This window comes from Streptomyces sp. NPDC096152, assembly GCF_044763235.1.
Classification (GTDB): Bacteria; Actinomycetota; Actinomycetes; order Streptomycetales; family Streptomycetaceae; genus Streptomyces.
Map to the genome: position 1 here is coordinate 500,264 of NZ_JBIWFW010000007.1, position 24,956 is coordinate 525,219.

The 24,956-nt window shown below is 72.2% G+C and carries 22 protein-coding genes; 15 read left to right on the forward strand and 7 right to left on the reverse strand.

Features of this window, described 5'->3' with window-relative positions:
* Positions 1 to 47 precede the first annotated feature (47 nt).
* The 4 genes from hutU to hutI all read left to right on the forward strand — a co-directional run bounded on the left by hutU (position 48) and on the right by hutI (position 5,561).
* Positions 48 to 1,712 (forward strand): urocanate hydratase, encoded by a 1,665-nt coding sequence (hutU, locus tag ACIQ9G_RS25610; protein WP_403613657.1) that lies wholly within the window; start codon positions 48 to 50, stop codon positions 1,710 to 1,712.
* Positions 1,709 to 2,926 (forward strand): allantoate amidohydrolase, encoded by a 1,218-nt coding sequence (locus tag ACIQ9G_RS25615; RefSeq protein WP_403613660.1) that lies wholly within the window; start codon positions 1,709 to 1,711, stop codon positions 2,924 to 2,926. Before hutU ends, ACIQ9G_RS25615 begins: the two co-directional genes overlap by 4 nt.
* Complete coding sequence (locus ACIQ9G_RS25620; RefSeq protein WP_403613663.1) at positions 2,923 to 4,299, forward strand: formimidoylglutamate deiminase; 1,377 nt, start codon at positions 2,923 to 2,925, stop codon at positions 4,297 to 4,299. The genes ACIQ9G_RS25615 and ACIQ9G_RS25620 overlap by 4 nt, the downstream gene beginning before the upstream one ends.
* Before the next feature lie 65 nt (positions 4,300 to 4,364).
* Positions 4,365 to 5,561, forward strand: coding sequence for an imidazolonepropionase (gene hutI / locus ACIQ9G_RS25625; RefSeq protein WP_403613665.1), 1,197 nt, complete (start codon positions 4,365 to 4,367; stop codon positions 5,559 to 5,561).
* A 139-nt stretch (positions 5,562 to 5,700) separates the two neighbouring features.
* Here the strand turns inward: hutI and ACIQ9G_RS25630 are convergent, their stop codons facing one another.
* Both ACIQ9G_RS25630 and ACIQ9G_RS25635 read right to left on the reverse strand, forming a co-directional pair.
* Positions 5,701 to 7,260: a ricin-type beta-trefoil lectin domain protein gene (locus ACIQ9G_RS25630; protein WP_403613667.1), complete on the reverse strand. Its 1,560-nt coding sequence runs from the start codon at positions 7,258 to 7,260 to the stop codon at positions 5,701 to 5,703.
* A 418-nt stretch (positions 7,261 to 7,678) separates the two neighbouring features.
* Positions 7,679 to 8,614, reverse strand: coding sequence for an RNA polymerase sigma factor SigF (locus ACIQ9G_RS25635; RefSeq protein WP_403613669.1), 936 nt, complete (start codon positions 8,612 to 8,614; stop codon positions 7,679 to 7,681).
* Positions 8,615 to 8,862: 248 nt separating this feature from the next.
* On the opposite strand from ACIQ9G_RS25635, the gene ACIQ9G_RS25640 reads away from it, so the two are divergent.
* Both ACIQ9G_RS25640 and ACIQ9G_RS25645 read left to right on the forward strand, forming a co-directional pair.
* Positions 8,863 to 9,240 carry an STAS domain-containing protein gene (locus ACIQ9G_RS25640; RefSeq protein WP_403613672.1) on the forward strand — a complete coding sequence of 126 codons (378 nt, stop codon included), beginning with the start codon at positions 8,863 to 8,865 and terminating at the stop codon, positions 9,238 to 9,240.
* Between the two features lie 248 nt (positions 9,241 to 9,488).
* Entirely contained in the window at positions 9,489 to 10,037 is a 549-nt protein-coding gene (locus ACIQ9G_RS25645) for an ATP-binding protein (RefSeq protein WP_403613674.1), read from the forward strand.
* Between the two features lie 308 nt (positions 10,038 to 10,345).
* On the opposite strand, the gene ACIQ9G_RS25650 is transcribed toward ACIQ9G_RS25645, so the two are convergent.
* A complete protein-coding gene (locus ACIQ9G_RS25650; protein ID WP_403613677.1) occupies positions 10,346 to 11,842 on the reverse strand; it encodes an oligopeptide:H+ symporter in 1,497 nt (498 codons plus the stop codon).
* Between the two features lie 531 nt (positions 11,843 to 12,373).
* Here ACIQ9G_RS25650 and ACIQ9G_RS25655 point away from each other — a divergent pair.
* Both ACIQ9G_RS25655 and ACIQ9G_RS25660 read left to right on the forward strand, forming a co-directional pair.
* Positions 12,374 to 13,051, forward strand: a complete 678-nt coding sequence (locus tag ACIQ9G_RS25655) for a response regulator transcription factor (protein WP_020940464.1) — start codon at positions 12,374 to 12,376, stop codon at positions 13,049 to 13,051.
* Between the two features lie 44 nt (positions 13,052 to 13,095).
* Positions 13,096 to 14,364, forward strand: coding sequence for an ATP-binding protein (locus ACIQ9G_RS25660; protein ID WP_356188572.1), 1,269 nt, complete (start codon positions 13,096 to 13,098; stop codon positions 14,362 to 14,364).
* 105 nt (positions 14,365 to 14,469) lie between these two features.
* On the opposite strand, the gene ACIQ9G_RS25665 is transcribed toward ACIQ9G_RS25660, so the two are convergent.
* On the reverse strand, positions 14,470 to 15,015 hold the full coding sequence (locus tag ACIQ9G_RS25665; protein ID WP_403613680.1) for a GtrA family protein: 546 nt from the start codon (positions 15,013 to 15,015) through the stop codon (positions 14,470 to 14,472).
* 208 nt (positions 15,016 to 15,223) lie between these two features.
* Between ACIQ9G_RS25665 and ACIQ9G_RS25670 the strand changes: the two genes are divergently transcribed.
* From ACIQ9G_RS25670 to ACIQ9G_RS25680, 3 genes are read left to right on the forward strand one after another with little or no spacing between them, the layout of a single operon-like run.
* A complete protein-coding gene (locus ACIQ9G_RS25670) occupies positions 15,224 to 16,363 on the forward strand; it encodes a 5-(carboxyamino)imidazole ribonucleotide synthase (RefSeq protein WP_403613682.1) in 1,140 nt (379 codons plus the stop codon).
* Positions 16,360 to 16,890, forward strand: a complete 531-nt coding sequence (gene purE / locus ACIQ9G_RS25675) for a 5-(carboxyamino)imidazole ribonucleotide mutase (protein WP_403613685.1) — start codon at positions 16,360 to 16,362, stop codon at positions 16,888 to 16,890. Before ACIQ9G_RS25670 ends, purE begins: the two co-directional genes overlap by 4 nt.
* A 5-nt stretch (positions 16,891 to 16,895) precedes the next feature.
* Positions 16,896 to 18,074 (forward strand): dipeptidase, encoded by a 1,179-nt coding sequence (locus ACIQ9G_RS25680; protein ID WP_403613688.1) that lies wholly within the window; start codon positions 16,896 to 16,898, stop codon positions 18,072 to 18,074.
* Between the two features lie 223 nt (positions 18,075 to 18,297).
* Here the strand turns inward: ACIQ9G_RS25680 and ACIQ9G_RS25685 are convergent, their stop codons facing one another.
* Positions 18,298 to 18,654 (reverse strand): VOC family protein, encoded by a 357-nt coding sequence (locus ACIQ9G_RS25685; protein ID WP_403613691.1) that lies wholly within the window; start codon positions 18,652 to 18,654, stop codon positions 18,298 to 18,300.
* Positions 18,655 to 18,781: 127 nt separating this feature from the next.
* Here ACIQ9G_RS25685 and ACIQ9G_RS25690 point away from each other — a divergent pair, with 127 nt between their 5' ends.
* Positions 18,782 to 19,288, forward strand: coding sequence for a CGNR zinc finger domain-containing protein (locus tag ACIQ9G_RS25690; protein WP_403613694.1), 507 nt, complete (start codon positions 18,782 to 18,784; stop codon positions 19,286 to 19,288).
* Between the two features lie 142 nt (positions 19,289 to 19,430).
* Here ACIQ9G_RS25690 and ACIQ9G_RS25695 read toward each other — a convergent pair whose 3' ends face one another.
* Complete coding sequence (locus ACIQ9G_RS25695; protein ID WP_403613697.1) at positions 19,431 to 20,774, reverse strand: UDP-glucose dehydrogenase family protein; 1,344 nt, start codon at positions 20,772 to 20,774, stop codon at positions 19,431 to 19,433.
* Positions 20,775 to 20,962: 188 nt separating this feature from the next.
* Between ACIQ9G_RS25695 and ACIQ9G_RS25700 the strand changes: the two genes are divergently transcribed.
* Positions 20,963 to 22,120 (forward strand): acyl-CoA dehydrogenase, encoded by a 1,158-nt coding sequence (locus ACIQ9G_RS25700; protein ID WP_403613700.1) that lies wholly within the window; start codon positions 20,963 to 20,965, stop codon positions 22,118 to 22,120.
* 329 nt (positions 22,121 to 22,449) lie between these two features.
* The gene (locus tag ACIQ9G_RS25705; RefSeq protein WP_403613703.1) at positions 22,450 to 22,818 is read left to right on the forward strand and encodes a four-helix bundle copper-binding protein; all 369 of its coding nucleotides are present in this window, start codon (positions 22,450 to 22,452) and stop codon (positions 22,816 to 22,818) included.
* Positions 22,819 to 22,935: 117 nt separating this feature from the next.
* Here ACIQ9G_RS25705 and ACIQ9G_RS25710 read toward each other — a convergent pair whose 3' ends face one another.
* Positions 22,936 to 24,255: an LCP family protein gene (locus ACIQ9G_RS25710; RefSeq protein ID WP_403613706.1), complete on the reverse strand. Its 1,320-nt coding sequence runs from the start codon at positions 24,253 to 24,255 to the stop codon at positions 22,936 to 22,938.
* A gap of 92 nt (positions 24,256 to 24,347) precedes the next feature.
* Between ACIQ9G_RS25710 and ACIQ9G_RS25715 the strand changes: the two genes are divergently transcribed.
* Entirely contained in the window at positions 24,348 to 24,932 is a 585-nt protein-coding gene (locus ACIQ9G_RS25715; RefSeq protein ID WP_403613709.1) for an acyl-CoA thioesterase, read from the forward strand.
* Positions 24,933 to 24,956 lie beyond the last annotated feature (24 nt).

The following is a 24,956-nucleotide window of genomic DNA, read 5'->3' on the forward strand; positions in this document are numbered from 1 at the left end:
ATAACCGCAGCATATTCCGCCGGGAGCAACCCACCAGGAGGCAGACCATGTCAGGACCACGGCCCGTCCGAGCGCCGCGCGGTACGGAACTGAGCGCCCTGGGATGGCAGCAGGAGGCCGCCCTGCGGATGCTCCAGAACAACCTCGACCCCGAGGTCGCCGAGCACCCCGACAAGCTCGTCGTATACGGCGGCACCGGCAAGGCGGCCCGCGACTGGCGCTCCTTCGACGCCATGGTCCGCACCCTGCGCACCCTCAAGCAGGACGAGACCATGCTCGTGCAGTCCGGCCGCCCGGTCGGCGTCATGCAGACGCACGAGTGGGCCCCGCGCGTCCTGATCGCCAACTCCAACCTGGTCGGCGACTGGGCCAACTGGGAGGAGTTCCGCCGTCTGGAGGCCCTCGGCCTGACCATGTACGGCCAGATGACCGCCGGCTCCTGGATCTACATCGGCACCCAGGGCATCCTCCAGGGCACCTACGAGACCTTCGCCGCCGTCGCCGCGAAGAAGTTCGGCGGCACCCTCGCCGGCACGATCACCCTCACCGCCGGCCTCGGCGGCATGGGCGGCGCCCAGCCGCTCGCCGTGACGATGAACGACGGCGTCGCGATCTGCGTCGACTGCGACCCCCGCGCCATCGAGCGCCGCATCGAGCACCGCTACCTCGACGTGAAGGCCGACTCCCTCGACCACGCCCTCCAGCTCGCCGTCGAGGCCCGCGACGCCCGCCGCCCGCTGTCCATCGGCGTCCTCGGCAACGCCGCCGACCTCGTCCCGCAGCTCCTCGCCATGGGCGCCCCCATCGACATCGTCACCGACCAGACCTCGGCCCACGACCCGCTGTCGTACCTGCCGCTCGGGGTCGCCTTCGAGGACATGGCCGACGCCGCCGCCAAGGACCCGGCCGGCTTCACCACCCGGGCCCGCGAGTCGATGGCCCGGCACGTCGAGGCGATGGTCGGCTTCATGGACGCGGGCGCCGAGGTCTTCGACTACGGCAACTCCATCCGCGGCGAGGCGCGACTGGCCGGCTACGACCGGGCGTTCGCCTTCCCCGGCTTCGTCCCCGCCTACATCCGCCCGCTGTTCTGCGAGGGCAAGGGCCCCTTCCGCTGGGCCGCCCTGTCCGGCGACCCGGCCGACATCGCCAAGACCGACAAGGCGATCCTCGACCTCTTCCCGGAGAACGAGTCCCTGGCCCGCTGGATCCGGATGGCCGAGGAGCGCGTCCACTTCCAGGGCCTGCCCGCGCGCATCTGCTGGCTCGGCTACGGCGAGCGGGACAAGGCCGGCGAGCGGTTCAACGACATGGTGGCGTCGGGCGAGCTGGCGGCCCCGCTGGCCATCGGCCGCGACCACCTCGACTGCGGCTCGGTCGCCTCCCCGTACCGCGAGACCGAGGCCATGCTCGACGGGTCCGACGCCATCGCCGACTGGCCGCTGCTGAACGCGATGGTCAACGTCGCCTCGGGCGCCTCCTGGGTCTCCCTCCACCACGGCGGCGGCGTCGGCATGGGCCGCTCCATCCACGCCGGCCAGGTGACGGTGGCCGACGGCACCCCGCTCGCCGGGGAGAAGATCCGTCGGGTGCTCACCAACGACCCCGGCATGGGCGTGATCCGGCACGTGGACGCCGGCTACGACATCGCGGAGACCGTGGCGGCCGAGCGGGGCGTCCGCGTCCCGATGCGCGAGGGTGAGGAGCGTTGAGCTTCCACGGCATGTGGGCGGAGCTGCTGCCGATCGGCCGCAGCTCCGCCTCCGGCGGCTACCGCCGCTTCGCCTGGACCGGCGCCGACGGCGAGTGCCGGGCCTGGTTCCGGGCGCAGGCCGAGACCCGGGGACTGACCTACGAGGTCGACCGGAACGGCAACCAGTGGGCCTGGCTCGGCGACCCGGCCGAGGGCGACGCCGTCGTCACCGGGTCGCACCTGGACTCCGTGCCCGACGGCGGCGCCTTCGACGGCCCCCTCGGGGTGGTGTCCTCCTTCGCCGCGCTGGACGAACTGCGCGACAGGGGAGCGCAGTTCACCAGGCCCCTCGCCGTCGTCAACTTCGGTGACGAGGAGGGCGCACGGTTCGGCCTCGCCTGCGTCGGGTCGCGGCTGACCGCCGGGCAGCTCACCGTCGAGCAGGCGCACCGGCTGACCGACGGGGACGGAGTCACGCTGCCGCGCGCCATGGAGGCCGCCGGCCACGACCCCGACGCCATCGGGCCCGACCCGGAGCGGCTCGCCCGCATCGGCGCCTTCGTCGAACTGCACGTCGAGCAGGGCCGCGCCCTGGACCTCACCGGGGACGCGGTGGGCATCGCCAGCGCCATCTGGCCGCACGGCCGGTGGCGGTTCGACTTCCGGGGCGAGGCCAACCACGCCGGCACCACCCGGCTCGCCGACCGGCGCGACCCGATGCCCTCGTACGCCGAGACCGTGCTGGCCGCCCGGCGCGAGGCCGAACTCGCCGGAGCCGTCGCCACCTTCGGCAAGATCGCCGTGGAGCCGAACGGCGTGAACGCCATCCCTTCCCTGGTGCGCGGCTGGCTCGACTCCCGGGCCGCCGACCAGAAGACCCTCGACACCGTCGTCACCGGCATCGAGCACGCGGCCCGCGCGTACGCCGCCGAGCACGGCGTCGACCTCGACGTCGTCCGCGAGTCCTTCACGCCGGTCGTCGAGTTCGACCACGCGCTGCGCGACGAACTCGGCCGCATCCTGGGCCGGGACACCGGTCTCAAGGTGCCGGTCCTCGGCACGGGCGCCGGACACGACGCCGGGATCCTCTCCGCGAGCATCCCGACCGCCATGCTGTTCGTGCGCAACCCCACGGGCGTCTCGCACTCCCCGGCCGAGTCCGCGGCCGAGGACGACTGCGTGGCCGGGGTGCGCGCACTCGCCGACGTACTGGAAGGGCTGGCCTGCAGGTGACGCAGACGCAAGCGCAGGGGCAGGAGCCGGGGCACGGGCACGGGCGGACGTACTGGCTGGAGCACGCCTGGCTCGGCACGCACGTGGAGCCGGACGTGGCTCTCGACGTCCGGGACGGACGGATCACGGCCGTACGGACGGACGTGACCGCCCCGCCGCCCGGCGCCGAGGTGCTCCGCGGGCTCACCCTGCCCGGGCTCGCCAACGCGCACAGCCACGCCTTCCACCGGGCCCTGCGCGGCACCGTCCAGGTCGGCTCCGGCACCTTCTGGACCTGGCGCGAGGTCATGTACGCCACGGCCGACCGGCTCACCCCCGACACCTACCACGCCCTCGCCCGCGCCGTGTACGCCGAGATGGCGCTGGCCGGGGTCACGGCGGTCGGCGAGTTCCACTACGTCCACCACGCCCCGGGCGGCACCCGGTACGCCGACCCGAACGCGATGGGCGAGGCGCTGATCGCGGCGGCCGCCGAGGCCGGCATCCGCATCACCCTCCTCGACACCTGCTACCTGTCCTCCGGCTTCGGGCAGCCGCCCAGCACCCACCAGCTCCGCTTCTCCGACACCACGGCCGAGGCCTGGGCCGAACGCTGTGCAGTTCTCAAGGAACGGGACCACGCACGGATCGGGGCGGCCGTGCACTCCGTACGGGCCGTGCCCGCGCGCGAGCTGGCGACCGTGGCGCGGTGGGCGGAGGAACGGCGGGCCCCGCTCCATGTGCACCTGTCGGAGCAGACCGCCGAGAACGACGCCTGCCGGGACGCCCACGGCCGCACCCCGACCCGGCTCCTCGCCGACCACGGCGTCCTCGGGCCGCGCACCACCGGGGTGCACAACACCCACCTCACCGACGAGGACATCGCCCTGCTCGGCGACTCCGGCACCGGCACCTGCATGTGCCCGACCACCGAACGGGACCTGGCCGACGGGATCGGACCCGCCGTCGCCCTCCAGCGAGCCGGCTCCCCGCTCTCCCTGGGCTCCGACAGCCACGCCGTCATCGACCTGCTCGAGGAGGCGCGCGCGATGGAACTGGACGAGCGGCTGCGCACCCGCACCCGCGGCCACTGGACGGCCGCCGCCCTGCTGCGGGCCGCCACCGCCGACGGGCACGCGGCCCTCGGCTGGAGCGACGCGGGCAGCCTCGCGCCCGGCGCCCTCGCCGACTTCACGACGATCGCGCTGGACTCGGTCAGAACGGCGGGGACCCTGCCCCGCCTCGGTGCCGAGACCGCGGTATTCGCGGCCACGGCAGCGGACGTCCGCCATACGGTCGTCGCCGGGCGGCAGATCGTCCGGGACGGGGCGCACACGCTCGTCCCCGACGTGCCGCGGGCGCTGGCGGCCGCCGTCGAAGCCCTGCGCGACTGACCCCCGCCCCGGTCTCCACACCGACCCCCGACCCACCGAACCCCGCCCCCGCCCACGAGGACGTCATGAGCAGCACGACCGGCAGCAACGGCACGACCACCGTCATCACCAACATCGCCACGCTGGTCACCAACGACCCCTCCCTCGGTGACGGAACCCCCCTGGGCCTGATCCGGGACGCGGCCGTCGTCATCGACGGCGACCGCGTCGCGTGGACCGGTGAATCAAGCAAAGCACCCGCCACTGACAATCGGGTCGACGCCGGCGGCCGGGCGGTGATCCCCGGCTTCGTCGACTCCCACTCCCACCTGGTCTTCGCGGGCGACCGCACCGAGGAGTTCAACGCCCGCATGTCGGGCCGGGCCTACAGCGCGGGCGGCATCCGCACCACGGTCGCCGCCACCCGCGCCGCCACCGACGCGGAGCTGGAGGCCAACCTCACCCGCTACCTCGCCGAGGCCCTGCGCCAGGGCACCACCACGTTCGAGACCAAGTCCGGCTACGGCCTGACCGTCGAGGACGAGGCCCGCGCCCTGCGCATCGCCGCCCGCCACACCGACGAGGTCACCTACCTCGGCGCCCACATCGTCTCCCCGGACTACGCCGAGGACCCGGCCGGCTACGTCGCCCTCGTCACCGGCGAGATGCTGGACGCCTGCGCCCCGCACGCCCGCTGGATCGACGTCTTCTGCGAGAAGGGCGCCTTCGACGGCGACCAGGCCCGCGCGATCCTCACCGCGGGCCGCGCCAGGGGACTGCACCCGCGCGTCCACGCCAACCAGCTCTCCTACGGCCCCGGTGTGCAACTCGCCGTCGAACTCGACGCGGCCAGCGCCGACCACTGCACCCACCTGACGGACGCGGACGTGGACGCCCTGGCCAACAGCCGCACGGTCGCCACGCTGCTGCCCGGCGCCGAGTTCTCCACCCGCGCCGACTGGCCCGACGCCCGCCGCCTCCTGGACGCCGGGGCCACGGTCGCCCTGTCCACCGACTGCAACCCCGGGTCCTCCTTCACCTCCTCGGTGCCCTTCTGCGTCGCGCTCGCGGTCCGCGACATGGGGATGACCCCGGACGAGGCGGTCTGGTCGGCCACGGCCGGCGGAGCGGCGGCCCTGCGCCGCACGGACATCGGCCGTCTCGGCCCCGGCGCCCGCGCCGACCTGACCCTCCTGGACGCCCCCAGCCACGTCCACCTGGCCTACCGCCCGGGTGTGCCCCTGGTGACCCGCGTCTGGCGAGGCGGCACGCCGGTGTCCTGACCCGCGCCGCCGCCTCGGGCCTCGCGCCGCCGCCTCGAGCCCGCGCTCCCGCCGTCGGCTGCGGCCGCCCGCCCGCCGGCCGGGCGGCGCTCACCCACGCCTGTACGCCCTTCGCCGAAGCCCGGCCGGGCCGCCCCGCCTAGGCCGCCCCCGCCCGCCAGCGCTGGACGGTGTCGCCGTTCACGGGGTCCAGGGACAGTCCGCCGTCCTCGTCCGGAGTGAGGGCGGTCTCGATGGCGATGGCGGGGCGGATCACGCCGTCCGGGTCGACGGCGAAGCGGAGGTTGCGGCCGTGGTCGCCGTAGACCGAGGAGCAGGTCCAGATGCCGACGCCGTTGTCCACCGAGCCCCGGCTGTCGAGGCAGAAGTCCGGATCGGCGGCCGACTGCAGGACCCCGCGGCCGGAGTCCACCCGCCAGCGCTGGGTGGGGGAGGAGGTGCACCGGGCCGTGACCACGTCCGTGCCGTCGTCGAAGTCGCCCGCCACGTCCAGACAGCGGCCCGAGGCGACGTTCACGACCTGGGCGTAGGCGGCGCCCGGCGGGTACGTCGGAGAGGGAGTCGGGGTCGGCTTCGGGCGGGGGGTCCGCGGCGGGCGGGCCGTGGGCGTCGGCGAAGGGGGCCGGGAGGTCGGGGACGGTGAGGGGGGCGGGGTGGGCGCCGGGACCGTCGCCGTGACCGTGACCTGCACGGGAGCCGCGGGCGCGGTGGCCGAGGCCGCCCCGCGCCGGTCCCGCGGGCCGCCGCCCGAGGTGAGCAGCAGGACCACCAGTGGCGTCAGCGCCACGCCGAGCGCCACCGAGACCAGCGCGTAGCGGCGGTACGGCGGCCAGGGCGCCCCGCGCGCGCCGGTGTCCGCGGGCGGCTCGGCCGGCCGCCGGGTCCCGTACGCCGTGCCGCCCCACGGCAGCAGCCCCTCCGCCAGCACGGCGCGCGGGCTCTCGCGCAGCGCGCGCTGCTCCTCGAACGCTGCCGTGCAGTGCGCGCAGCGCGCCATGTGGGCGTGCAGATCGGCGCTGCGGCGGGGGCCGTCCGGCCGCAGCGCCTCCTCGATCAGCCGCCGGAAATCGCCGCAGCGCGGGTCGTCGGAGGCGGCGAGGCGGGCCCTCAGACACGCCTGCGCCATGGTCTGGAGAGCCTGTGGGGTGCCGTAGGTCACGTCCTCGCGGGTCAGGCCGAGCAGCGTCGCCGTCCGCTCCTCGGGCTCCCCCTCCACGATGCCGTACCAGACCAGGCCCTGGGCGCGGGTCGGCAGCGACTGGAAGGCGGCGAGCAGGGACGGCACGGGCGTCTCTGGACCCGCCGTGTTCAGCACCAGCAGGAGCCCCGGGTCGAGGCCGCCGGACCGCTCGTCACGGGCCCAGGAGGCGGACAGCCGGACGGTCAGCAGCAGCAGGCGCAGCCGCAGCGGTACGCCCGGGTCGGCGCCGCGGGCGGTCTCGCGGGCCGTGAGGGTGAAGGCCTGCGCGGCGAGCTGCCGTGCCGCCGACTCGCCGGTCGTGCACTGCCGTGCGTAGGCGAGGACAGCGGCGTGGTGGCGGGCCCGCAGTTCGCGCAGCGCGGGGTAGACGGCCGGGGTGTCGGCGCGCAGCAGCTCGATGAGCCGCGGGTCGGACGCGGTCGCGTGTGCGCCGCCGCCCTCCTCCGCGTCCGCGTCCCCGGTCCGGACGCCCTCGTCGGTCCCGTCGGCCCGCGCCATCGACCCGCCTCCTCGCACCCCGTGCCGCAGCCGCGTGTGCGGCGGCCGGCCGGTCGGTCGCGGAGCCCTGCCGTACCGGTCGGTTTGCGGGTGACCATAGTGGTGGACGAGGCCTGTGGGGAAAAGAGGTTTCCCCGGGTAACCGGGTGAGGCGACGTGAGAGCGGGAGGAGCCTCCGGGTCCCGTGGGCCGGGCGCCGAGACCCCGTCACCGGGTCGCCCGGGCACCGCCGGTCCCGGGTGGGCTGAGGGATTCCGGGCCCTGGTGGGCTGAGAGCCACCTCGGCTCCGGGGGGTGAGAGCACCCCCGGCTCCGGGTGGAGCAGGGGCCCCGGCCCTGGGCGAGCCGGGGGAGGCCCCTGGTCAGGTCGGGCCGGGCGCCCCCCGTCCCGGGTGCGCCGGGGAGCCCGCTCAGCGGGTCACTCCTCGACGGTGAGCCCCTTGCGCAGCTTGACCAGGGTGCGCGTCAGCAGACGGGAGACGTGCATCTGCGAGATGCCGAGCTCCTCGCCGATCTCCGACTGGGTCATGTTGGCGACGAACCGCAGGGAGAGGATCTGCCGGTCCCGCGAGGGCAGCTCGGCGATCAGCGGCTTCAGCGACTCGACGTACTCGATGCCTTCGAGTCCGTGGTCCTCGTAGCCGATGCGGTCCGCGAGCGCGCCCTCGGAGTCGTCGTCCTCGGGCTGGGCGTCCAGCGACGAGGCGGTGTACGCGTTCGACGCCGCCATGCCCTCCACGACCTCGTCGTTGGTGAGGCCGAGGTGCGCGGCCAGCTCCGCCACCGTCGGGGCCCGGTCCAGCCGCTGGGACAGCTCGTCCCCGGCCTTGGCCAGGTCGAGCCGCAGTTCCTGCAGCCGGCGCGGGACGCGCACGGACCACGAGGTGTCGCGGAAGAAGCGCTTGATCTCGCCGATGATGGTTGGCATCGCGAACGTGGGGAACTCCACGCCACGAGCGAGCTCGAAGCGGTCGATCGCCTTGATCAGGCCGATGGTGCCGACCTGGATGATGTCCTCCATGGGCTCGCTGCGGGAGCGGAAGCGGGAGGCGGCGAACTTGACGAGGGCGAGATTCAGTTCCACGAGCGTGTTGCGGACGTACGCGTACTCGTGGGTGCCTTCCTCGAGGGACTCCAGCCGCCCGAAGAGGGACTTCGACAGGGCCCGGGCGTCGTCCGGGGCCACTTCGTCGTACGGGGGGATGTCCGGAAGTCCGGCGAGCGCGTCGGCCTGATCGTCCCGCTCTGCGCTCACGCAGTGCAGCTCGATGGGATCAAGAAGGTCCGGTGGGGGTGTCGACGTCGCCGTCCGGGTATGCGAGGCGTCGAGCCGGGGTGACATGATGTCCTCCATCGTTCTCGGCATAAGGCTGCCGAAGCCGGTACGTGCACTGCGGTGTGCGGCGCCTCCAAAGCCGGCCGTGTCGGGTACGTGTCTTTACTAGCCCTACCCGCTTTCCCGAGGCCGCCGCAAGTGCCTTCTGTACGGATATGTCCGTTTGTGTGCGGTTGTTCGGGTGTCGAAGTGGTGAGGGAAGGCGTAGTGTTCGAGGGCGTCGGAGACGTCAGAGACCAGCCAAGACCCCGGGAGAGAGAGACGGCATGGACCGCGGGACGGTCGGCAGCGCACAGTCGGGCCGGCTTCTGGTGGAGGTGCGGCAAGAGGGCTCCAGTGCCGTCGTGACGCCTGCGGGCGAACTCGACCACCACACGGCCGACTTGCTGCGCGAGCCTCTGGAGGAGTGCCTCGACAAGGGACGTTCGCGCCTGGTCGTGGACTGCTCGCGCCTGGAGTTCTGTGACTCCACGGGCCTCAATGTGCTGCTGGGGGCGCGCCTCAAGGCGGAGGCGGCCGGGGGAGGTGTGCACCTCGCCGGAATGCTGCCGGTGGTGGCGCGTGTGTTCGAGATCACAGGGGCGGACGCGGTCTTCACCGTGCACGCCACTCTCGAGGACGCCCTGGCCGACGAGACCGGCTGATCCGGTCGCCGGGCCGCCGACGTGTCCTCTTCCGTCCTCCTCCGACCGGTACGTATCGGGCGTCACGCCGTTCGTGCCGAAAACGGGGGTGTTCTGCGGGATCGGTCGGGCAGGAGACATCCTGAACGAGTCGTCCGCTCGACGGGGAGCCGACTAGCGCCTTACCGGCGTCTGTATCGACGTACTGACCACATGTCCACAACTGACTTCTGAATCGTGAACTGGTGAATCGGTGAGGTGAAGCGCTGATGAGCACCACCCGGCCTTACCCGCCGGGCGACCGCGGCCCGGAGCCCACCGGCGCTTCCGGGGCGTCCGAGGGGGGCGCGTCCGCGACCGGGGCGTCCGCAGGGGGCGCGTCGGCCGTGCCTGCGGTGTCTTCGGGGGGTCGTCAGGTCCGCAGGCTGAGCTTCGACGGTGAGAGCGGCGTCGTGCCGCTCGCCCGTGACTTCACCCGCCAGGCGCTGTACGCGTGGGGCTGGCTGCCCGCAGCGACCGCCGACCGGCGGGCCGCCGCGGAGGACGTGCTGCTCGTCGTCTCCGAGCTCGTCACCAACGCCTGTCTGCACGCCGAGGGCCCGGACGCGCTGGAGATCACCTGCGACAACAAGGTGATCCGGGTCGAGGTCTCCGACCGCGGCACCGGCCAGCCGGCCCCGCGCACCCCGCACCGCGCCGGGCGCCCCGGCGGCCACGGCATGTTCATCGTCCAGCGGCTCTGCCTCGACTGGGGCGTCGTGCGCCTGCCGGGCGTCGCCGGCAAGAAGGTGTGGGCCGAGCTGGGGGCGCCGGCGTAGGGACCGGGACCCCGCACGGGTCACCCGCGGTCACCCCGACGCCCGTACCGCCTCATCGCGCGCCGGATCCCCACGGATCCGGCGCGTATCGCGTTCTGCCTCGGCTCCCCCGAGAGCCGCACGAGCCCGGAAACGCCCGGTACGAGCCCGGAAGTGCCCGGTACGAGCCCCAAAACGCCCCGGTGCGGCCCCCGGAAACGCCCCGGGTGGGTGGCCCCGGAAACGCCCCGGGACGGCCCCGGAAACGCCCGGAGGGCCGCCGCACCCCGTGGGATGCGACGGCCCTCCACGGACCTCGGGGACGCGCGTCAGTGCACGTCGCCCATGAGCTCCCTGACCTTCTTGCGGTACATCAGCACCGCCGCGCCGGCGAGCGCCGCGAGGGCCGCCTGCAGGGCCACGATGCCCGTCTTGTTCAGGTCGACACCGGCGATGGAGAGCAGACCGGTCGTGGCGTCACCGGCGGTGACGGCCAGGAACCAGACGCCCATCATCTGGGAGGCGTACTTCGCGGGCGCCATCTTCGTCGTGACCGACAGGCCCACCGGAGACAGGGTCAGCTCACCGACGGTCTGGACGAAGTAGATCGCCACCAGCCACATCGCGGCCGCCTTGTGACCGCCGTCGGCGATGCCCAGCGGGACGAGGAAGAGGAAGAAGGACGCGCCGATCATCAGCAGGCCCATCGCGAACTTGGCGGCGGTGCTCGGCTCCTTGCCGCGCCGGGCCAGCGACAGCCACGCCCAGGCGAAGACCGGGGCCAGCGCCATGATCATGACCGGGTTGACCGACTGGTACCAGGAGACCGGGAAGTTCCAGCCGAAGATCGTGTTCTTCGCGGAGGAGTCGGCGAACAGCGAGACCGTGGAGCCGCCCTGGTCGTAGATCATCCAGAACACGGCCGCGGCGACGAAGAACCAGATGTAGGCCGTCATCTTCGACTGCTCGGCGCGGTCGAGCTCCTTGTCCCGCTTGATGCGGGCGATGACCATGACCGGGATGATCAGTCCGGCCAGGGTGATCGGGACCAGCAGCCAGTTCAGGGTGTAGACGCCGGAGAAGCCGACGATCGCGTAGAAGACGACCGCGACGCCCGCCCACAGGGCGGCCTTCATCAGGGTGGCGCGCTTCTCCTCGGCCGACAGCGGGGTCGGCACGATGTCGGAGCGGGAGTCCAGGTGGCGGGTGCCGAGCAGGAACTGGATCAGACCCAGCGCCATGCCGACCGCGGCCAGCGCGAAGCCCAGGTGCCAGTTGACGCTCTCACCGACGGTGCCGATGACCAGCGGCGCGAGGAAGGCGCCCAGGTTGATGCCGATGTAGAAGAGGGTGAAGCCACCGTCACGGCGCGGGTCGTCCGGACCGTCGTAGAGGTGGCCGACCATCGTGGAGATGTTGGCCTTCAGCAGACCGGAACCGATGGCGACCAGGCCGAGGCCGGCGAAGAAGGTGCCCGAGGTCGGCAGCGCCAGCATCAGGTGGCCGAGCATGATGATCACGCCCGCGACGGCGACCGTCTTGCGGGGGCCGAGGACGCGGTCCGCGAACCAGCCGCCCGGCAGCGCGAGCAGGTACACGAGCGAGAGGTACACCGAGTAGATCGCGGTCGCGGTGGCCGCGTTCATGTGCAGGCCGCCCGGTGCCACCAGGTACAGCGGGAGCAGGGCCTTCATGCCGTAGTAGGAGAAACGCTCCCACATCTCGGTCATGAAGAGGGTGGCCAGGCCGCGGGGGTGGCCGAAGAAGGTCTTCTCGGAACCGGGGGTGCCCGGGTGGACCGAGTCCTTCGTCAGGCTGGACGCCATGGTCGTTCCTTGCTGGTCGGGACGCGCAGCGGTGAGCTGGTACGCGCCCGGTGGGGGCGGCCGGCACCGGCAGGACCGTTCGTCCACCCCACGCCCGGGGGGAGTCCGCTCCGGGTCGCGGAGCGGGGGACTGCGGTCGCCGGGATCCACACCTCTACGCGCGTCGATGCGCGCTCGAGGCCCGGCCCTAGGTCATTCCGTTCAGGGCGGGCATCAGCCAACCCCGCACACAAATGAGACCTTCAGCGTCAATAGACGAGCGCCGAAGGTCCCCGGTGTGTTACAGGCGTTCAACTCACCATACGGCAGGACACTGCCGCATATGGAAGGACTTGAGACACGGATCACAGGGAGCGGGGGAACCGTGAACAGCCTTTCGAAGGTGGAGTGAGGTCGTCTCCTCCAGGATCGCATCCCGCGGTCATTGGTCCGTACCGCCGGGGGGTGTCGGGCGGAAAGGTAAGAACGGCTGCCGACGATCACACCGCAGCTCCGCCCCGGGTCCCCGCATCGGCGGACTACCATCAGCTCATGACCCGTGTACTGCTCGCCGAGGACGACGCGTCCATCTCGGAGCCGCTGGCCCGCGCACTGCGCCGGGAAGGTTACGAGGTCGAGGTGCGTGAGGACGGACCCACGGCGCTCGACGCCGGAATGCAGGGCGGCGTCGACCTGGTCGTGCTGGACCTCGGCCTGCCCGGCATGGACGGCCTGGAGGTCGCCCGCCGGCTGCGCGCCGACGGCCACACCGTGCCCATCCTCATCCTGACCGCCCGCGCCGACGAGGTGGACACCGTGGTCGGGCTGGACGCGGGTGCCGACGACTACGTCACCAAGCCCTTCCGCCTCGCCGAGCTGCTCGCCCGCGTCCGGGCCCTGCTGCGGCGCGGCGCCGCCGAACCCCAGCAGCCGCCCGCCACGCACGGCGTGCGCATCGACGTCGAGTCGCACCGCGCCTGGATGGGCGACGAGGAACTCCAGCTCACCGCCAAGGAGTTCGACCTGCTGCGGGTGCTCGTGCGGGACGCGGGCCGGGTCGTCACCCGCGACCAGCTGATGCGCGAGGTCTGGGACACCACCTGGTGGTCGTCGACCAAGACCCTCGACATGCACATCTCCTGGCTGCGCAAGAAGCTCGGGGACGACGCGGCCAACCCCCGTTACATCGCCACCGTGCGCGGCGTGGGCTTCCGCTTCGAGAAGAGCTGAGCACGCCTCCCGGGCGCCTCGCAGGTATTCGCAGGTAAGAGGACATGCGCCGTCGACTGATCCAGTCCACGCTAGCCGTGGTGCTCGTCGTGATCGCCGTCTTCGGCGTCTCCCTGGTGATCGTGGAGACCCGGACGATCAGCAACAGCGCCCAGGAACGGGTCGACTCCGAGGCGCTGAGGCTCGCCAGCATCGTGGACAGCCGGCTGCTCGGCGCCGAGACGGTCAACGCGCAGATCCTCAAGGAACAGGTCACCGACAGCCCCTACGCCGTGATCCGGATCCCGGGGCAGCGCGCCATCGAGGTCGGCGCCAGGCCGGCCGGCGAGGTGATTCGCTCCACCGCCCGGGGTGAGCAGGGCGAGACGGTCACCGTCGAGGAGCCGCGCTCCTCGGTGACCCGCGAGGTCGGCCGCACGCTGCTGATCATCGGCCTGGTGGCGCTGCTCGCGGTGGTCGCCGCGGTGCTGCTCGCGATCCGCCAGGCCAACCGGCTCGCCTCCCCGCTGACCGACCTCGCCGAGACCGCCGAACGCCTCGGCTCCGGCGACCCCCGCCCCCGCCACAAGCGCTACGGCGTGCCGGAGCTGGACCGGGTCGCCGACGTCCTGGACTCCTCCGCCGAGCGCATCGCCCGGATGCTGACCGCGGAGCGGCGCCTGGCCGCCGACGCCTCCCACCAGCTGCGCACTCCGCTGACGGCGCTGTCCATGCGTCTGGAGGAGATCACCCTCACCGACGACCCGGACACGGTGAAGGAGGAGGCGAACGTCGCGCTCACCCAGGTGGAACGCCTGACCGACGTGGTGGAGCGGCTGCTGACCAACGCCCGCGACCCGCGCACCGGCTCCGCCGTCACCTTCGACCTCGACGAGGTCATCCAGCAGCAGCTCGCCGAGTGGCGCCCCGCCTACCGCAGCGCCGGCCGCGCGATCGTCAGCTCCGGCAAGCGGCACCTCCAGGCGGTGGGCACGCCCGGCGCGGTCGCGCAGGTGCTGGCCGCGCTGATCGAGAACTCCCTGATGCACGGCGGCGGCACGGTGGCGCTGCGCACGCGTGTGACCGGCAACCAGGCGATCGTGGAGGTCACCGACGAGGGGGTCGGCGTCCCCGCCGACCTCGGCGCGCGGATCTTCGAGCGCACGATCAGCGGCCGCAACTCCACGGGCATCGGCCTGGCCGTCGCCCGGGACCTCGCGGAGGCCGACGGTGGCCGCCTGGAGCTGCTCCAGGCCCAGCCGCCGGTGTTCGGCCTGTTCCTCTCGCGCACCCCGCCCAGGAAGCAGTCGGACGAGCATCTGACGGTGCGCTGACCGCCGACGGGCCCGACCTCACTCCGGTCCCGGCGGAAGACCCGGGGTCCGGTGCTGGGCGGAAGACCCGCGGGCCGGTCCCTGCGACAGGCCCGCGAGGCGGCTCTAGCGGAAGGCCCGCGAGCGCGACCGGGCGGACTCCGCCTCCAGGATCGACTCCGCGTCCGCCACGGCCACCCGGCCCGGCATGGCGCGGAACACCCAGGTGCGATACGACCAGAAGCGGAACAGGGTCGCCACCGCGATGCCGAGGAACTTGAAGACGTTGCTCTGCAGCGGGCTGTCCCACCCGAAGCCGTACGTCGCCAGATAGAGCACGCCGTTCTCGATCACCAGGCCGACCACGCTGAACAGCAGGAACAGGGTCAGTTCCTTGGTGCGGCCGCTCTTGTCCCGGTCCCGGTAGGTGAAGTAGCGGAAGCCGATGTAGTTGAAGACGATCGCGACGACGGTGGCGATCACACTCGCCCGCACCACCTGGAGGCCGGTCACGTGCCGTACCAGGTTGAACACGAGCAGGTTGACCAACAGGCCCGCGCCGCCCACCGCGCCGAACTTGGCGAGCTCGCGCCAGAGCCGGTCGACGCGCTCCCTCAGCGCGCTGCGGGGCGTCATGGGGGCCGGTCGAAGCCCCGAGGAACCACGTCCCATGGTCGCAAAGGCCCCCGTCCGGTCGGTTTCGTCAACCCAGCCATGCTAACCAGCGGCCCGTGACGGCGCCCGGGGATGGGCGCGCCGATGGGCAACAGGTCGGAAAGAGTCCCGCAAAAGGCGGGAAAGAAACCCCGAAACGGTCGGTGGGAGGGCGCGCGCCGGGCGCCCGATCCGGCACGGTCGGCGCGGCCGATACCCTAGGAGCGTGACGTTTCCGGTAGTCGGCATGGTCGGCGGTGGCCAGCTCGCTCGTATGACCCACGAGGCGGGCATCCCGCTGGGCATCAGGTTCAAGCTCCTCAGTGACACTCCCCAGGACTCCGCGGCGCAGGTGGTGAACGACGTCGTCGTCGGCGACTATCGCGACCTGGAGACGCTGCGCGCGTTCGCGCGGGGCTGCGACGTGATCACCTTCGATCACGAGCACGTCCCCACCGAGCATCTGCGCGCCCTGGAGGCGGACGGCATCCCCGTGCGTCCCGGGCCCGACGCGCTCGTGCACGCCCAGGACAAGGGCGTGATGCGCGCCAGGCTGGACGCGATCGGTGTGCCCTGCCCGCGGCACCGGATCGTCTCCGACCCCGCGGACGTGGCGGCCTTCGCCGCCGAGGGGGACGGCTTCCCGGTGGTCCTCAAGACCGTCCGCGGCGGCTACGACGGCAAGGGCGTGTGGGTGGTCGACTCCGTCGAGGAGGCCGCCGACCCCTTCCGTGCGGGGGTCCCGGTCCTCGCCGAGGAGAAGGTCGACTTCGTCCGGGAGCTGGCCGCCAACGTCGTGCGCTCCCCGCACGGCCAGGCGGTGGCGTACCCGGTCGTGGAGTCCCGCCAGGTGGACGGCGTCTGCGACACGGTGATCGCCCCGGCGCCCGACCTGGAGGACGAGCTCGCGCTGCGCGCCGAGCAGCTGGCCCTGACCGTCGCCAAGGAACTCGGCGTCGTCGGCCATCTCGCGGTCGAGCTGTTCCAGACCCGCGACGGCCGCATCCTCGTCAACGAGCTGGCGATGCGCCCGCACAACTCCGGCCACTGGACCCAGGACGGCGCGATCACCTCGCAGTTCGCCAACCACGTCCGCGCCGTCCTCGACCTGCCGCTGGGCGACCCGCGCCCGCGCGCGGCATGGACGGTCATGGTCAACGTCCTCGGCGGCGACTACCCGGACATGTACTCCGCGTATCTGCACTGCATGGCCCGCGACCCGCAGCTCAAGATCCACATGTACGGCAAGGACGTGAAGCCCGGCCGCAAGGTCGGTCACGTCAACACCTACGGCGACGACCTCGACGACGTGCTGGACCGCGCCCGTCACGCTGCCGGCTACCTGAGAGGCACCATCACCGAATGAGCCCTGTTGTTGGCATCGTCATGGGGTCGGACTCCGACTGGCCCGTCATGGAGGCCGCCGCCCAGGCCCTGGACGAGTTCGAGATCGCGTACGAGGTCGACGTGGTCTCCGCGCACCGGATGCCGCGCGAGATGATCGCGTACGGCGAGCAGGCCGCCGACCGCGGCCTGAAGGTGATCGTCGCGGGCGCCGGCGGCGCCGCCCACCTGCCCGGCATGCTCGCCTCCGTCACCCCGCTGCCGGTCATCGGCGTCCCCGTCCCGCTGAAGCACCTCGACGGCATGGACTCGCTGCTGTCGATCGTGCAGATGCCCGCCGGGGTCCCGGTGGCGACCGTGTCCGTGGGCGGCGCCCGCAACGCCGGTCTGCTCGCCGCCCGGATCCTCGCCACCCACGACGAGGAACTCCTCGGCCGGATGCGGGAGTTCCAGCAGGACCTCAACGACCAGGCCACCGAGAAGGGCAAGCGGCTGCGCGCCAAGGTCGACGGCGGCTCCGGCGGCTTCGGCTTCGGCGCGGGGAAGTGACCGCGGTGAGCTCCCTGGAGACCGCCCGGGAACTCCTGCGCGAGTTCCCGGTCGTCGACGGTCACAACGACCTGCCCTGGGCCCTGCGCGCCAAGGCCGGCTACGACCTCGACGTCCTCGACATCGCCGCCCACCAGCACGACCACCTGCACACCGACATCCCCCGCCTGCGCGAGGGCGGCGTCGGCGCGCAGTACTGGTCGGTGTACGTGCCGGCGGACCTGCCCGCACCGGTGCCGGCCACGCTGGAACAGATCGACTGCGTAAGGGAGTTGCTGGCCCGCTACGAGGCCGACCTGGCCCCCGCCCTGACGGCCGCCGACATGACGCGGGCGCGCCGGGACGGCCGTATCGCCTCGCTGATGGGCGCGGAGGGCGGCCACTCCATCGCGAACTCCCTGGGCACGCTGCGCGGGCTGTACGCGCTCGGCGTCCGCTACCTGACGCTCACCCACAACGACAACGTGGCGTGGGCGGACTCGGCGACGGACGAGCCCGGCGTCGGCGGCCTGTCCGCCTTCGGCCGCGAGGTGGTCCGGGAGATGAACCGCCTGGGCATGCTGGTCGACCTGTCCCATGTGGCGGCAACGACCATGCGCGACGCGCTGGACGCCACGTCCGCGCCGGTGATCTTCTCCCACTCCTCGGCGCGCTCCGTCTGCGACCACCCGCGCAACGTCCCGGACGACGTGCTGGAGCGGCTGCCCGCGAACGGCGGCATGGCGATGGTGACGTTCGTGCCGAAGTTCGTGCTCCAGGCCGCCGTCGACTGGACGGCCGCGGCCGACGAGAACATGCGCGCGCACGGCTTCCACCACCTCGACACCACCGCGGAGGCGATGAAGGTCCACCGGTCCTTCGAGGAGCGCGTCCCGCGCCCGGTCGCCACCGTCTCCACGGTGGCGGACCACCTCGACCACATGCGCGAGGTCGCGGGCATCGACCACCTCGGCATCGGCGGCGACTACGACGGCACGGCCTTCACCCCGGACGGCCTGAACGACGTCTCCGGCTATCCCAACCTGCTGGCCGAACTCCTGGACCGCGGCTGGTCCAAGGCCGACCTGGCCAAGCTGACCTGGGAGAACGCGGTCCGGGTGCTGGGCGCGGCGGAGGACGTGGCCCGGGACCTCCAGGCCACGCGCGGGCCGTCCCACGCGACCATCGAGGACCTCGACGGCTGACCGGCCCGCGGGCCGGGGCGGGGCGTGACGGGGGCGTCGCGTCGCCCCCGTCACGCCGTACCGCCGTGTCCACGAACGCCTCGCCCAGGAAGCTCCTCCGGCGCCGCGCGAGGGTGGCGGCGGGGACCCCGCCCGAGCCCGCCGGGATCAGCCGGCGCGTAGGCGGTCACCGGCGCAGAGGCCGGTCAGCAGGCGCGGATGCGGTGGGCCGTAGCGGAGCCTGTCAGCAGGCGCAGAGGCAGAACGGGTGCCCGGCCGGGTCCGCGTACACCCGGAAGGTGCGGCCCTCCTGCCGGTCCAGCGGCTTCGCGCCGAGCGCCAGCACCCCCCGCTCGGCCGCGTCCAGATCCTCGACGACCAGGTCCAGGTGGAACTGCTGCGAGGCGTCGGCCGCGGGCCACTTCGGCGGGACGAACCCCGGCGCCGCCTGGAAGGCCAGCGACTGCCCGCCGGGCACCTTGAGGTCCACCCAGCGGCCCTCGTCCTCGACGGTCCCGCCGAGCACCCCGGCGTAGAAATCCGCGAGCGCGCGCGGGTCGGGACAGTCCAGGACGACGACACCCAGCTTGGCGAGAGCCATGAATTCCTCCCAGTGATGGATGACGGAGCTTCGGTTACCTGTAGAAGGGATCTACCGGTAACTGTTACCGCATGTTCCCGTAGTGCGGGTAACGCCGCAACCGCATTCGCGAGGTACCGTCGCTGCCATGAGTGGGAGATCGCCCGCGCCCGGGGGCCTGGCTCTGCTGGAGTCCCTGGTCAACACGCTGGACATCGAGACGGGCGCCGACTCGCTCGACACGGCGGACGGGCGGGCGCGCCTCGGGATCACCGAGGCGGAACTGCCGCGGGCGCGCGAACTGCGTGAGTCGCTGCGCGCCGCGCTCCTCGCCCACGCCGGCCATCCGCCGCACCGCACGGTGACCCCGCTGGGCGAGCTGCTGGCCGGCGCCCCGCTGCTGGTCGCGGTCGACGAGCGGGACGGCTCGGCCGCCCTGGCCCCGGCCGACCGGGGGCCGCTGGCCTCCCGGATCGCGGCGGCCGTCGCCGAGGCACTGGTCGCGGGCACCTGGACCCGCCTCAAGGCCTGCGAGGCCGTGACGTGCCACTGGGCGTACTACGACCGCAGCCCGGCCGGCCGCGGCCGCTGGTGCTCGATGCAGGTGTGCGGGGCGCGCGCCAAGATGCGCCGCTACCGGGCGAGGGAGGCGTGAGGGGGACGAGCGGCGTGATCCACAGGGGGTTCACCGGCCACGGGGAGCCCTGGTGGTGCAGAATGCGACAAGACGCCGGTTCGGCCGACTGAGCCTCGGCCGAACCGGCGTCATCCGTCGGGTCCGCGTCCGGGACAGGTCCCTAGGCGGTGGGTCGGCCCATCGCCCGGTAGGTCCATCCGGCCCGCCGCCACAGCTCCGGGTCCAGCGCGTTGCGCCCGTCGAGGACGAGCCGCGCGGACACGAGCTCGCCCAGCTCCGCCGGGTCCAGCTCGCGGAACTCGCGCCACTCGGTCAGGTGCAGGACGACGTCGGCGCCCCGGACGGCCTCCAGCGCGGAGCCGGCGTAGCCGAGGGTCGGGAAGAGGCGGCGTGCGTTGTCCATGCCCTTGGGGTCGTAGACCGTGACCTGGCCGCCCTGGAGGTGTATCTGGCCGGCCACGTTCAGCGCCGGCGAGTCGCGCACGTCGTCCGAGTCGGGCTTGAAGGTCGCGCCCAGGACCGCGACCCGCTTGCCGAGGAACGACCCGCCGCCCAGCGCCTCCCGGGCCAGCTCCACCATCTGGCCGCGCTGGCGCATGTTGATGGAGTCGATCTCGCGCAGGAACGTCAGCGCCTGGTCGGCGCCCAGCTCACCGGCGCGCGCCATGAAGGCCCGGATGTCCTTGGGCAGACAGCCGCCGCCGAAGCCGATGCCGGCCCGCAGGAACTTCCGGCCGATCCGGTCGTCGTACCCGATCGCCTCCGCCAGCCGGGCGACGTCGCCGCCCGCCGCCTCGCAGACCTCGGCCATCGCGTTGATGAAGGAGATCTTGGTGGCGAGGAAGGAGTTGGCGGAGGTCTTCACCAGCTCGGCGGTCGGGAAGTCGGTGACCACGAAGGGGGAGCCCTCGCCGACCGGCGTCGCGTAGACCTCGCGCAGCAGCTTCTCGGCCCGCTCGCTGCGCACGCCGACCACGATCCGGTCCGGGTGCAGGGTGTCCTGGACGGCGAAGCCCTCGCGCAGGAATTCCGGGTTCCAGGCCAGCTCCGCGTCCTCGCCCGCGGGCGCCAGCTCGGCGATCGTCCGGGCCAGGCGGTCCGCCGAGCCGACCGGGACCGTCGACTTGCCGACGACCAGCGCGGGACCCGTCAGGTGCGGGGCGAGCGAGGCGATCGCGGACTCCACGTACGACATGTCGCAGGCGTACTCGCCGTGCTTCTGCGGGGTGTTCACGCAGACGAAGTGGATGTCGCCGAAGGCGGCCACCTCGGCGAAGTCCATGGTGAAGCGCAGCCGCCCGGTAGAGCCCTCGATCCCGGCCACGTGCCGGCGCAGCAGGTCCTCCAGGCCGGGCTCGTACATCGGGACCTCGCCCCGCTGGAGCATCTCGATCTTCTCGGGCACCACGTCGAGCCCCAGTACCTCGAACCCGAGCTCGGCCATGGCCGCGGCGTGCGTCGCGCCGAGATAGCCGGTGCCGATCACGGTGATCTTGAGGCTCATGGGTGCTCCAGGAGGGACGATGGTGATGCGGTGGACGAGCATAGCCGGGGGTTGCCGGGGCTCTTCGCCGGGCAATCCCCCGCTGTCGCCAAGCTCACGTATCACCGGCGTGGGCGGCCCTTTAAAATTTGAGTTACTTAACGGTAATTAGCGTCAATCAGTGCGTCGTCTTTGGAGCGTGAGAGACCTTGGCCGGATCGGCTGACTTCGACCTGTACCGCCCGTCCGAGGAGCACGACATGCTCCGCGACGCCGTCCGCTCACTGGCCGAGGCGAAGATCGCGCCGTACGCCGCCGTGGTGGACGAGGAGGCCAGGTTCCCGCAGGAGGCGCTCGACGCGCTGGTCGCCAACGACCTGCACGCCGTGCACGTCCCCGAGGAGTACGGCGGCGCGGGCGCGGACGCCCTCGCCACGGTGATCGTCATCGAGGAGGTGGCCCGCGTCTGCGCGTCGTCCTCCCTGATCCCCGCGGTGAACAAGCTGGGCTCGCTGCCCGTGATCCTCTCCGGCTCCGAGGAGCTGAAGAAGCGGTACATGACCCCGCTCGCCAAGGGCGACGGGATGTTCTCGTACTGCCTGTCCGAGCCGGAGGCGGGCTCGGACGCGGCCGGCATGAAGACCAAGGCGGTCCGCGACGGCGACCACTACGTCCTCAACGGCGTCAAGCGCTGGATCACCAACGCCGGTGTCTCGGAGTACTACACGGTGATGGCCGTCACCGACGCCGGCAAGCGCAGCAAGGGCATCTCCGCCTTCGTCGTGGAGAAGTCCGACGAGGGCGTCTCCTTCGGCGCCCCGGAGAAGAAGCTCGGCATCAAGGGCTCCCCGACCCGCGAGGTCTACTTCGACAACGTCCGCATCCCCGCCGACCGCATGATCGGCGAGGAGGGCACCGGCTTCGCCACGGCGATGCGGACCCTGGACCACACCCGCGTCACCATCGCCGCCCAGGCCCTCGGCATCGCCCAGGGCGCCCTCGACTACGCCAAGGGCTACGTCCAGGAGCGCAAGCAGTTCGGCAAGCCGATCGCCGACTTCCAGGGCATCCAGTTCATGCTCGCGGACATGGCCATGAAGATCGAGGCCGCCCGCCAGCTGACCTACGCGGCGGCGGCCAAGTCCGAGCGGAACGACTCCGACCTCACCTTCCAGGGCGCGGCGGCCAAGTGCTTCGCCTCGGACGTGGCCATGGAGGTCACCACGGACGCGGTCCAGCTCCTCGGCGGCTACGGCTACACCCGCGACTACCCGGTCGAGCGCATGATGCGCGACGCCAAGATCACCCAGATCTACGAGGGCACGAACCAGGTGCAGCGCATCGTCATGGCGCGCAACCTGCCGTAACCCGCGCGTGCCGGCCGACCCGGCAGTGAAGCAGCCCCCGGTGGACACCGGGGGCTGTTTGCGTGCGGGTGCGGGTGCGGGTGCGGGTGCGGGTGCGGGTGCGGGTGCGGGTGCGGGTGCGGGTGCGGCTCGCGGCTTGCGGCTTGCGGCTTGCGGGTACGGGGTGCGATCGCGGGCGCGGGCCCGGGGGCCCGGCCGGTGCCGCTCACCCGGGCGGCGGTACCGGATTCTGTGGTTCCGTCCGATGGCGCGGGGGCCCGGGCGGGCGTACGACGTAAGGGCACGGGGCCCCGCCCCCGGGGCCCCGGCGTCCCCCCCCAGGAGGAGTCATGACCCACACCCAGCCCGGATCCATGACCGCCATGAGCAAGGAGATGCAGGACTGCGTCCAGGCCTGCATGAACTGCCACAACGTCTGCGAGGAGGCCATGAGCTCCTGCATGCAGGTGGGCGGCCAGGCGCAGATGCAGATCATGCGTGCGCTGATGGACTGCTCCGAGATGACCCGTATCTGCGCCGACATGATGATGCGGCGCTCGCCCATGTCGGCCGAGATGTGCGCGATGTGCGCCAAGGCCTGCGACATGTGCGCCGAGGCGTGTATGTCCATGCCGGACGACCGGATGATGATGCGCTGCGCCGAGGCGTGTCGCCGCTGCTCCGAGATGTGCCGGACGATGACGGGCGTCGCCATGTGACCGGACTCCCGGCCCGCACGACGGAGCCCCGCGGCCGCACACCGCGGGGCTCTTCCGTGCCGTCCCGTCTTCTCCCGCTCGAACCGATGGCCCGGGGGCCCGGTGCCGAACGGCCGGTCAGTTGCCGGAGACGGTCACCTGCTGGTCGTTGTTCAGCTCGTCCACCAGCGTCTTCACCTTCGCCTTGTCCCATACGAGGTTGCCGCCCGAGGAGCCCGAGATGGGCATGTTCATCGACTTGCCGTCGCCGCCGCTGACGCCCTTCATCGCCCAGAACATGGAGGCCAGGTCCCACAGGCCCATGTCCTTGTCGACGATCAGGGAGTCCAGGCCCGCGCCCATGGTCGGGTAGAGCTTGAACGGGTTCAGCACCGTCGACGGGGTGGCGACCTGGTGGGCCAGGGCGGAGAGGAACTTCTGCTGGTTCTTGGTGCGCTGCAGGTCGGAGGTCGCGAACGCGTGCCGGGTCCGGACGAAGGCCAGGGCCTGCTCGCCGTTCAGCGTCTGCTTGCCCGCCTTGAAGTCCGCGCCGGAGTACTTGTCCTTGAAGGGCTGGTCGATGTTCATCTCGACCCCGCCCACCGCGTCCACGATGTTGGCGAAGCCCGCGAAGCCGATCTCCACGTAGTGGTCGATGTGCAGGCCGGTGTTGAACTCGATGGTGCGGACCAGCAGCGTCGGCCCGTCCTCGGCGTACGTGGCGTTCAGCTTCGCGTGCCGGCCCTTGGCCGGATAGACCTTGCCGGACGTCGACCCCTTGTAGGAGGGGACCACGACGTCCGAGTCGCGCGGCAGCGAGATCAGCGTGTCGCCGTTGGACCCGACGTGCAGGATCATCATCGAGTCCGTGCGCTTGCCCTGGGCCGAGCCGGTGTGCAGCTTCTTCTTGTCGTCCGCGGACAGCCCCGCGCGGCTGTCGGAGCCGACGATCAGGTAGTTCGTGCCGTCGCCGGTGGACGGCCGGTCTATGACCGTGGAGAGGTCGACCTGGCGGTTCAGCTTGGAGTCGGCCCAGAAGTAGGTCGCCACGGTGGCGACCAGGAGCAGGGTGACCAGGGTCGTCAAGGTCAGCCTGATGCGGCGGCCCCAGTTCGCCGCGGGGCGCGGTCCGCGGATGTAGCCGTCGTCCGGTCCGGCGGGGCCGCCGCCTCCGGGACGGCCGTAGACCTGGCCGGTGTTGTAGCCGCTGTCGTAGTCGTCGTGGTCGTCGTAGCCCCGGCCGTCGACGTACGACGGCTGCTGCGGGACCCCGTACGGCGGCGCCGAGGGACCGGGACCGCCCGGGCCGCCCCCGTAGGCGCCGCCCTGCCCGGGCGCCCCCGGGCCGCGCCGCACCTGGCGCATCACGCGGGCGCTTTCGGACTGCGCGCCGGCACTGCCGCGTCCGTAGCGGGGGCCGCGGTTGTTGTCGGACCATCCCTCGGGCCAATCATTCATGGGCCCCAGTGTGCCCGTCACGACGGTGTGCCTTACAAGGCCCGTCGGAAAATAAGGGCGCCGCTGTTGCGAAGCTGACACAAATTCCCCGGATGCGGCCGCGGCATAAGGTGGAGGGCATGACACACCAGGCCCCCGCCGTGGAATCCGGCACGCCGGATATCCCGGGCAAGCCGACTTCGGCCTCCCGGACCACACTCAGCCACATCATGACCCACAACGACACGAACCTCCTCGGGACGGTGCACGGCGGTGTGATCATGAAACTGGTCGACGACGCGGCGGGCGCGGTGGCCGGCCGGCACAGCGGCGGCCCCGCCGTCACCGCGTCCATGGACGAGATGGTCTTCCTGGAGCCGGTCCGCGTCGGGGACCTCGTGCATGTGAAGGCTCAGGTCAACTGGACCGGGCGGACCTCGATGGAGGTCGGTGTGCGGGTCCTCGCCGAGCGCTGGAACGAGTCCACCCCGGCCACCCAGGTCGGTTCGGCCTACCTGGTCTTCGCCGCGGTGGACGCCGACGGCAAGCCGCGGGCGGTGCCGCCGGTCGTCCCGGAGTCCGAGCGCGACAAGCGGCGCTACCAGGAGGCCCAGATCCGCCGCACCCACCGCCTGGCCCGCCGCCGCGCGATCAGGGAACTGCGGGAGAAGCGCGCCGCCGACGGCTACGAGGACTGAGAAGAAGGACACGGAGGAGCACCG